This is a genomic window from Pseudomonas sp. NPDC089758, assembly GCF_044748705.1.
Taxonomy (GTDB): domain Bacteria; phylum Pseudomonadota; class Gammaproteobacteria; order Pseudomonadales; family Pseudomonadaceae; genus Aquipseudomonas; species Aquipseudomonas putida_X.
The window spans coordinates 102,888-111,908 of the sequence record NZ_JBIVGN010000020.1 but is presented as its reverse complement, the minus strand read 5'-3'; the positions used below and the strand labels follow the sequence as shown (position 1 = coordinate 111,908).

The following is a 9,021-nucleotide window of genomic DNA, read 5'->3' as shown; positions in this document are numbered from 1 at the left end:
TGGTAGTGTGGGGTTTCCCCATGTGAGAGTAGGTCATCGTCAAGATTCATTTCGCAAAACCCCTATCTGCGCGAGCAGGTAGGGGTTTTGTCTTTAAGTAGGAACCATAGAGATTCGCGGGTACGTCCACAGGACGGACCGGCACACAGAATTTCTTGACGACCATAGAGCATTGGAACCACCTGATCCCATCCCGAACTCAGCAGTGAAACGATGCATCGCCGATGGTAGTGTGGGGTTTCCCCATGTGAGAGTAGGTCATCGTCAAGATTCAAATCCAAAGCCCCTGTCTGCGCTGCAGACAGGGGCTTTGTCTTTTCCGGGTATGCGCGTAGCTTCGCCATGCGTCGTGCCTGCAACCGCTGGGCAGCCACATAATCAGCCTGCTGCGATAGTCGCTACAGCCTGTTGGCAAACGTCATGTGCAAGCCCTGCTTACTGAGCTGCCTGCTTGTCCAGGTAATTCCTGATAACCCGCGCGCCATTGTTCAGATGCTGCTCCAACACCCTCACGGCCTCATCGACCAGCTTGTCGTTGGCGGCATCCGCCAGCGCGTTGTGATCGTCCTGGGTCAACTTGCCCAGGCCCATCGACGACAGATGAAAACGCAAGAAGCGCTCCTCCTCGTTGAGCTCGTTCTCGATCAGCTGTAGGAGTTTCTGGTTCTGAGCCTTGCAGTACAAGGCCATGTGGAATAGCCGGTTAAGGCGGCCGATCTCGGCGTGGCGGGTCTCGCTTTCCAATTGCCGGATGTAACCACGTGCGCGGGCGATATCATCGGCATCTAGCAGGGGAATGGATTGGCGCAGCGCCTCGGACTCAAGCAGAACCCGCAATGCATAACTGTCGACCGCATCTTCGCCAATCAAGGGTGCCACAACCGCACCCTTGTGCATCTCCACCTTGAGCAGTGATTGCGCTTCCAGCTGGCGCAGCGCCTCACGCACAGGCATGCGGCTGACGCCATACAGGGTAGCCAGTTCTTGTTGACGCACGGCGGTACCAGGCGGCAGGCGGCCATCGAGTATGGCACTGCGTAAGCGTTCTTCGATCACGCCACGAGCCAGGTTTGCCGGTAGCTGTTCGCTCGCCAGCACATTGCTGAGTTTGATTTTCTCGGCCACGCGAAGTCTGCCTCGACGCCTAAAGTTGGATCCAATGACACTAGTAACACCCAAGGCCCCTTGTCAAACCAGCGCCCTCGGTGGGGCGAGCGAAAACAAGGCCTTGAGATATGGTGGAGGAAGACGCCTGGCAAAGGAAGCGACATATACAAAGCATTAACTGGAAAGTCTTGGGTACCCGACCACCGGAGGGATGATTGCAGGATGCCATTGTTTTTTATGCTGACAGGCCGCACCATCGCTGCTTTCGACTGGTCTGAGCAGGTCTTCGCAGTGGCGATACCCTCGGTAATCAAAACCGCCGCGCGACGTATCGGCCTTGCCGTTTTGCTGGGCAGCTTGCTGCTGGGCGGTTTGCGTGCGGATTGGGATTTTTCCGAGATCAGTCGCAAGTCGCAGACCCTGTATGGCCCACTGGGCGCTGGCAAAGGTCGCATCGATGCCTGGCAGAGGATGATGGCCACTCAAAACCAAGGCTCCGAGCTACAACGCTTGCAGGCAGCCAACCAGTTTTTCAACCAGCAGTTGCGCTATGTCGAAGACATCGACCTATGGCATGAAGTCGACTATTGGGCCACGCCCATTCAGGCCTTGATCAAGGGCGCTGGCGATTGTGAAGACTATGCTATCGCCAAATATTTCAGCCTGCGACGCATGGGCATTCCAAGTGAAAAGCTGCGCATCACCTACGTCAAGGCCTTGCGCCAGAATCGCGCACACATGGTGCTGACCTATTATTCAAGCCCACAAGCCCAGCCGCTGGTACTCGATAGCCTGATGGACGCGATCAAGCCGGCCAGCCAGCGTACTGACCTCTTGCCGGTCTACGCCTTCAATGGTGAAGGCCTCTGGTTGACCGGGGCTGCGGGTAACAAGAAAGTCGGTGACACCAAGCGTTTGTCCCGCTGGCAGGACTTGCTAAAGAAAATGCAGGCCGAAGGGTTCCCGGCCGAACCGGTTTACTGAAGGAGCACAGATGTCACTGTTCAAACAATTGCTGTTGGCCATTTGCCTGTTCCTGGTGGTCGCGTTCAGCGGCAGCTTCATGGTCAGCCTGGAGAGTTCACGCAGCCAGTACGTCAACCAGCTGCGCTCACATGCCCAGGATGCTGCCACGGCGCTGGCGCTTTCGTTGACGCCGAACATCGATGACCCGGCGATGGTAGAGCTGATGGTCAGCTCGATCTTTGACAGTGGCTATTATTCGAGCATCAAGGTCGTCGACCTAGGCTCGAATGCGGTGCTGGTGGAGCGTCACGCCGAGCCGGACCCTGGTGGTGTTCCAGCGTGGTTCATCCACTTGATCGGCCTCGAAGCCGCCGGCGGTGATGCCATCGTCAGCCGAGGTTGGCAACAAGCTGCGCGTGTCGAAGTCATCAGCCACCCGATGTTCGCCATCTCCAAACTTTGGCAGAGCGCTTTGGGCAGCCTGGGCTGGCTGCTGCTCTGCGGCGCAGCCAGCGCGGTACTCGGAGCCTTCCTGTTACGTCGCCAATTGCGGCCGCTGGACTACATGGTCGAGCAGTCCCACGCCATTGCCCGCCGCGAGTTCCTCAGCCTGCCTGAGCTGCCGCGCACGCCCGAGTTGCGTCGTGTGGTGCAAGCCATGAACCAGATGGTCGAGAAGCTCAAGGCCTTGTTCAACGAGCAGGCTGAGCGCAGCGAGCGGCTACGTACCGAGTCGTATCAGGACAGCCTGACCGGGCTTTCCAACCGCCGGTATTTTGAAATGCAGCTCAATACCCGAGTCAGCAACCTTGAAGAGGCGAGGGCCGGTTACCTGCTGTTGTTGCGTGTTCAGGACCTCACAGGCCTCAACGCCCGCTTGGGTGGCCAACGAACCGACCAGCTGTTGCAGGCGGTCGGCGTACAGCTGCAGCGTACCTGTGCCAAGTTCCCGGAGACCAACGACCTGATTTCCCGCAGCCGTGGCGGTGAGTTCGCTGTGCTTGCCCCAGGCATGGTGCACGAAGAGGCAGTACAGCTTGCCCAGGCCCTGGAGGCGACGCTACAGAGCCTGCACGAGACCGGCGCCACCGATGTCGACCCGGTAGCTTGTATCGGCCTTGCGCCATTCAGCCCGGGCGATGCGCCGCAAGCGCTGTTGAAACTTGCCGATGAGGCCCTGGCCCGGGCTGAAAACCAGCCGACACCCGGCTGGGTTTGCCTTGAGCAAGGTGCCGCGGCTATTGCTGGCGATAGCCATCACGACTGGCACACGCGGCTTGAGCAAGCCTTCGTCAACGGCCAGTTCGAACTGTTCTTCCAACCGGTTGTGGATTGCAAGGACGTGCAGTGCGTACTGCACTACAAAGTCATTTCCCGGCTGCACGATGATGACGGCGAGGCAGTCCCGGCCGGCCGCTTTCTGCCGTGGCTGGAGCGCTTTGGCTGGATGCCGCGGCTGGATGTTCTGGTGCTTGAAAAAGTGCTGGCGCACCTGCGTAGCCATGATCAGGTGCTTGCGCTCAACCTGTCGGCTGCGACCTTGGCCGACCCCAACGCTCTGCAGCGGGTATACGATCTGCTTGGGCAATACACTGCACTGGGGTCGCGCCTGGTCCTGGAAATCGGTGAGGAGCAATTGCCTGCGCAAGCCGTGCTCGAGCAGTTGACTCGACGCTTGCACGGGCTTGGTTTCGGGCTGGCGCTGCAGCGTTTTGGTGGCCGCTTCAGCATGATCGGCAACCTGGCGCACTTGGGCCTGGCGTACCTGAAGATCGACGGAAGCTACATCCGCAATATCGACCATGAGCAACACAAGCGTTTGTTCATCGAAGCCATTCAGCGGGCAGCGCACAGTATTGATCTGCCGCTGATTGCCGAACGGGTCGAGACCGAAGGAGAGCGACAGGTACTACTGGAAATGGAGGTTCAAGGTATTCAGGGGCAGTTGGTGGGTGAGCCCGCCCCGTGGCGCTGACTGCGCCAGAGAGAGCACGTGCAGCACCCACCTCAGGTGCTGCACGTGTGACAGTCAGCGTTCGCGCAGGGCTTCAGAGCGGGCCTTCATGATCGGTTTTAGCAGGTAGCTCATGATGGTCTTCTTGCCGGTCATGATATCCACCGTCGCTACCATTCCCGGGATGATCAGCAAAGGTTTCTCGTCGGTGCCCAAGTGGCTTTTTTCCGTGCGCAGCTTGATCAGATAGTACGTGGTCTTCTTGTCTTCATCGGTGATGGTGTCGGCACCGATCTGCTCCAGCGTGGCCTTCAAACCGCCGTATATGGTGTAGTCGTAGGCTGTGAACTTGACCGTCGCTTCTTGGCCGGGGTGCAAGAATGCGATGTCCTTGGGCAGGATCTTCGCCTCGACTACGAGGCTGTCATCCAGCGGCACGATCTCGACGATATCGCTGCCCGGCTGGATCACGCCACCGACAGTGTTCACCAGCAGCTGCTTGACGATGCCGCGTACCGGTGAGCTGACCATTGTGCGGTTGACCCGGTCATCCAGCGCCTTGCCCGTGGCGGTGGCCTTGTTCAACTCGGTACGTGCCTCGTTGAGCTGGGTCAGCGCCTCGCTGCGAAACTTGCCGCGGGTTTCTTCAATCTTGCTCTGCACTTCCTTGATAGCCGCTTCGGCGCGTGGAATCGCCAGTGCGGTGGAGTCCATCTGCCCGCGGTTTTCAACTTCTGCGCGGCGCAAACGTAGCACTTCCACCTGGGAGATAGCGCCTTGGGCTACCAGGGGCTCGGACATGGCAATTTCCTGGCGCAGCAACTGCAGGCTGTTGGCGTACTGTGCCCGCTTGGAGGTGAACTCGCGCAGTTCCTGCTGTTTCTGCACCAGTTGCTGTTCCAGGCCGCTGATCTCATCATGCAGCTGCTGACGCCGGCTCTGATACAGCGACTGCTCGCTGGCGGCCTGGTTCGGTGCGGCCTTGCGCAGCTCTTCATCGATTTGCAGCGGCTTGTCGTCCACTTCTGCGCTCAGGCGCTGCACCCGCAGGGCCATCGCCAGACGATCGGCTTCGGTTTCACCAACGTTGGACGCGAAGCGTGTTTCGTCCAGCCGCAGCAATGGCTCACCGACTTCGACGATCTGCCCCTCCTTGGCATAGATCTGCGCGACGATGCCCCCTTCCAGGTTCTGAATTTTCTGCACTTTGGAGGATGGAATGGCCTTGCCTTCACCGCGGGTAACTTCATCGATGGGAGCCACGCTGGCCCAGACGATCATGACCAGGAAGAAGGCGATGATGCCCCAGATGGTCAGGCGCACGATGCGCGGTGCGTCTTCGATCAGCGCTTTGTTGACCTCGGGCAGCGGTTGCCCGGCAAGGGATTCCGAGCCTTTGAAGTAACGGCGCAGGCTGTCCTTGAAACGCCCTATATCCAGCTTATGCAACACTGATCTGCCCCTTTTTCAGCGCATCCATGACGGCGGCTTTCGGGCCATCCGCAACAATCTGTCCTCGGTCGATGACGATCAACCGGTCCACCAGCGACAGCAAGGACGCCCGGTGGGTGACCAGCAAAACGGTCTTGCCTTCGATGACGGCAGCCAGGCGCTGCTTGAGGCGTTCTTCACCGGTGTTGTCCATGGCACTGGTGGGCTCGTCCAACAGCAGGATCTGCGGGTTGAGCAGCAGCGCCCGGGCGAGGGCGACGTTCTGCCGCTGCCCACCGGAAAGGTTCTGGCCGCGTTCGCCAACCTGCAGTTCGTAACCGTCGGGGTGCAGGCGAGCGAATTCATGCACGCCGGCCAGCTCGGCAGCTTGCAGGATCAGTTCGTCTTCAATGTAGCGGGCACCGCTGACAAGATTGTCGCGCAAGGTGCCTGCCAGCAATTGAATGTCTTGCGGGACATAGCCGACGTTATGGCGCAACTCACTGACGTCGATCTGGCGGATATCCACGCCATCGACCAGCAAGGAGCCATTGTCTGCCTCGTACAGGCCGACGATCAGCTTTGCCAGCGAGCTTTTGCCCGAGCCGCTGCGACCGATGATGCCGACCTTCTCCCCCGGGCGGATGTTCAGGTTGATACCTTTGAGCGCCATGTTCTGCTGATTGGGGTAGGTGAAATCTACCCCCCGGAATTCGACCGCGCCCTGCAGCACCTGACGGCTCAGCGGACGCTCTTCGAAATTGCGCTCCTGCGGTAGCTCCATCATCTGGTCGGTGGCCACCATGGTCACCTTGGCCTGCTGGTAGCGGGCCAGCAAACCGTTGAGCGAGCTCAGCGGGCCGAGGGCGCGCCCGCTGAGCATGTAGCAGGCGACCAGGCCGCCCATGCTCAGGTTGCCGTCGATGATCAGGTAAACCCCAACGCAGATCATCGCCACGCCCGCCAGCTGCTGGATGAGCAAGGTGATGTTCATGGCCAGGCTCGACAGCACCTTGACGCGCAGTTCGAGGCGGCTGAGGGTGCCAAGTGTCTGCTCCCACATGTACTGGCGTTCGCTCTCGGCGTTGTTGACCTTGACTGCGTCCAGGCCGGCCAGCGTTTCGATCAGGCTGGACTGGCGCTCCGATGCCAGCGCCATGGTGCGCTCCATGGTCGCCATCAGCGGCTTCTGCAGTGCATAGCCGATGCCCAATGCAAGCGGGAAGGCCAGGATCGGGATCCATACCAGATGCCCGCCGATGATGGCGATGACAAGCAGGATCAGCAGGGTGAACGGCAGATCGATCAGGGTGGTCAATGTGAGCGAAGCGAGGAAGTCGCGCAGGCCTTGGAATTCATGGATGTTCTGGGCAAAGCTGCCGACCCGCGCAGGGCGATACTTCATCGACATCCCGACGATCCGCTCGAACAGCGTCGCTGAAATGATCAGATCGGTCTTCTTGCCCGCAAGATCCAGACAGAGGCCGCGCAAGCCTTTGAGAATCAGATCGAATATGTAGGCAAAGCCGATGCCCACCGCCAGCACCCATAGCGTCGACGTGGCCTGGTTGGGAACCACGCGGTCGTACACATTCATCACGAACAAAGGCGCAGCCAGCGCAATCAGGTTGATCACCAGGCTGGCAGCGATGGCGTCGATGTACAGCCACTTGCTCCGCATCAGCGTGTCGCGGAACCACGAGCGGGCGCGCGGGATGAGATTGCCGTGGTTCACATCGAATTTGTGCTGCGGCTGGGCGAAGAACACTTTGCCGCTGTAGTCGCCCTGCAGCGCCTCGCGGCTCACGAGCATCTCACCGCCGTCGCTTTCACTGAGCAGCAAGCGGGCGGTGTCTTCGTTTTCCCAGCCCACCAGCACAGCGCTGCGGCCTTCTTTGAGCAGCAACATGGCCGGCATGGCGATGCTCGGGATCTGCTCGAGCTTGCGCTGAAGTAACCGCCCTTGCAGCCCGGCACGGGCAGCGGCGCGAGGCAGCAGATCGGGGCTCAGGCGCTGGGCCGGCAAGGGCAGGCCGGTAGTCAGCATGGCCCTGCTTGCAGGCTTCTGATGCAGAACACACAGGGTCAGCAGACTATCCAGCAACGGATCATCGTGCTGACTGCGTGGATCGTGGCTGAGGTTCACTCGACTGACTTCGGATTCCACGCGGCGCTCTCTTCATCCTTGCGGGTAGATGATGCGAGTGCGGCTCAGTTCATGCCTGGCAGGTTCACTCGCGGTTTCACGTCATTCTGCACAACGGTGGCCATCGGTGCTACGACACCCTGGCTCTTGAGCAGTTGGCCAATGGTCGCCTTGATTCGGTATTGAGTAAACAATTGTATGTTCTTCACCTCAACCAGACGGCGCTGAGCAGTGAAGGTTTCATTTTCACTGTCGAGCAAGTCGAGCAGCGTGCGTTCGCCAAGGCTGAACTGCTGCTGGTAAGCGCTGCGTACGCGGTTGCTGTGATCGACGTATTGCTGGGCGATTGGCAGCTGGGCGTTGGCGTTCTCTTGCGCATTCCATGCCAGGCCCAGTTCTTCGTTGAGCTGGCGCAGGGCGTTATTGCGAATATCCAGCGCCTGGTTGGCCAAGTATGACTTGGACTCCAGGTCAGCCTTGTTGCTGCCGCCGGCGTACAGGTTGAAGTTCATGCGCAGCATGGCCTGCCACTCATTGTTATGGCCGACAGTGCCATCGATGTTGTTATCGGCCGTTCGTCCGAGTTCTGCATCGAAGCGCGGATAGAAGCTCGACTTCGCTGCGTCGTACTGTTTTTCTGCCGCGGCGATGTCCGACTCTGCCGAGCGCAGTACTGGGCTGCTTTCTACCATCTGCGCGCGCGCTTCTTCCAGAGTCGCCGGCAGCAGGTCGATGAAAGGCGCCGGGGCGCTCAGCTCATCCGGCATCTGGCCTACCACGCTGAGGAAGTTGGTGTTGGCATCGGCAAGGTTGGTCTGCTCGGTGATCAAGTTGTTGCGCGCTTGAGCCAAACGGGCTTCGGCCTGATCAAGGTCTGCCAGACGGCCGACACCACGGCTGGTACGCAGCTTGATCTGGTCCAGGATGCGTTCGTGGTTGCGCAGGTTTTCCTCAGCAAGGCGGACCATCTCGCGGCGCGACAACACGTCCAGATAAACTTGGGCCACGTCGAGCGCGGTGCGCTCCGAGGTGTCCATCAGCGAGTAGGCGCGTGCATTAACGGTGGCTTGTTGACGGCCTACTTCACTGGAAGTGGCAAAACCGTCAAAAACCATTTGGCGAAGACGGATTGCTGACTCACCGCGATTGAGGGTTTCCCAACGGTTGCCGGTACTAGGGCTGTCAGTCCCCTCACGTCCGTAACCAGCGGTTACGTCTACCCGCGGCAAATAGCCGCCCTGGGCTGCACGCAACTGGTAATCGGCTGCCACCCGGGCGTTGACACCCGCCTGGATCTCCGGATGAACCTCGAGGGCTTTCTGCATGGCTTCGGGCAAGGTTTGTGCTTGTACGAAAGTGGCGGCAAAGGCGAATGGAAGAGCGGTAAACAGTGACGCACGCATTTTTACTGATCCCC

Annotated in this window: 6 protein-coding genes and 1 rRNA gene; 3 read left to right on the top strand and 4 right to left on the bottom strand. The window is 59.6% G+C overall.

Annotated features, from left to right (window positions below; translation table 11 throughout):
- Positions 1 to 154 precede the first annotated feature (154 nt).
- Positions 155 to 270 (top strand): 5S ribosomal RNA (gene rrf, locus ACIPZH_RS22830).
- 165 nt (positions 271 to 435) lie between these two features.
- On the opposite strand, the gene ACIPZH_RS22825 is transcribed toward rrf, so the two are convergent.
- Positions 436 to 1,125 carry a GntR family transcriptional regulator gene (locus ACIPZH_RS22825; RefSeq protein ID WP_400637948.1) on the bottom strand — a complete coding sequence of 230 codons (690 nt, stop codon included), beginning with the start codon at positions 1,123 to 1,125 and terminating at the stop codon, positions 436 to 438.
- 204 nt (positions 1,126 to 1,329) lie between these two features.
- Here ACIPZH_RS22825 and lapG point away from each other — a divergent pair, with 204 nt between their 5' ends.
- Both lapG and lapD read left to right on the top strand, forming a co-directional pair.
- Entirely contained in the window at positions 1,330 to 2,091 is a 762-nt protein-coding gene (lapG, locus tag ACIPZH_RS22820; protein ID WP_267824136.1) for a cysteine protease LapG, read from the top strand.
- A 10-nt stretch (positions 2,092 to 2,101) separates the two neighbouring features.
- Positions 2,102 to 4,048 carry a cyclic di-GMP receptor LapD gene (gene lapD / locus ACIPZH_RS22815; RefSeq protein WP_400637946.1) on the top strand — a complete coding sequence of 649 codons (1,947 nt, stop codon included), beginning with the start codon at positions 2,102 to 2,104 and terminating at the stop codon, positions 4,046 to 4,048.
- Between the two features lie 54 nt (positions 4,049 to 4,102).
- On the opposite strand, the gene ACIPZH_RS22810 is transcribed toward lapD, so the two are convergent.
- Genes ACIPZH_RS22810 through ACIPZH_RS22800 form a run of 3 tightly spaced genes read right to left on the bottom strand, consistent with a single transcriptional unit; the run spans position 4,103 to position 9,007 of the window.
- Entirely contained in the window at positions 4,103 to 5,479 is a 1,377-nt protein-coding gene (locus ACIPZH_RS22810; RefSeq protein ID WP_241807203.1) for an HlyD family type I secretion periplasmic adaptor subunit, read from the bottom strand.
- Positions 5,469 to 7,625 (bottom strand): type I secretion system permease/ATPase, encoded by a 2,157-nt coding sequence (locus ACIPZH_RS22805; protein ID WP_241807202.1) that lies wholly within the window; start codon positions 7,623 to 7,625, stop codon positions 5,469 to 5,471. The genes ACIPZH_RS22810 and ACIPZH_RS22805 overlap by 11 nt, the downstream gene beginning before the upstream one ends.
- A 44-nt stretch (positions 7,626 to 7,669) precedes the next feature.
- Positions 7,670 to 9,007 (bottom strand): TolC family outer membrane protein, encoded by a 1,338-nt coding sequence (locus tag ACIPZH_RS22800; RefSeq protein WP_267819615.1) that lies wholly within the window; start codon positions 9,005 to 9,007, stop codon positions 7,670 to 7,672.
- Between the last annotated feature and the right edge of the window lie 14 nt (positions 9,008 to 9,021).

Coding starts and splice junctions, on each gene's coding strand:
- lapD (WP_400637946.1), top strand. CDS start 2,102: ATGTCACTGTTCAAACAATTGCTGTTGGCCATTTGCCTGTTCCTGGTG.
- lapG (WP_267824136.1), top strand. CDS start 1,330: ATGCCATTGTTTTTTATGCTGACAGGCCGCACCATCGCTGCTTTCGAC.
- ACIPZH_RS22800 (WP_267819615.1), bottom strand. CDS start 9,007: ATGCGTGCGTCACTGTTTACCGCTCTTCCATTCGCCTTTGCCGCCACT.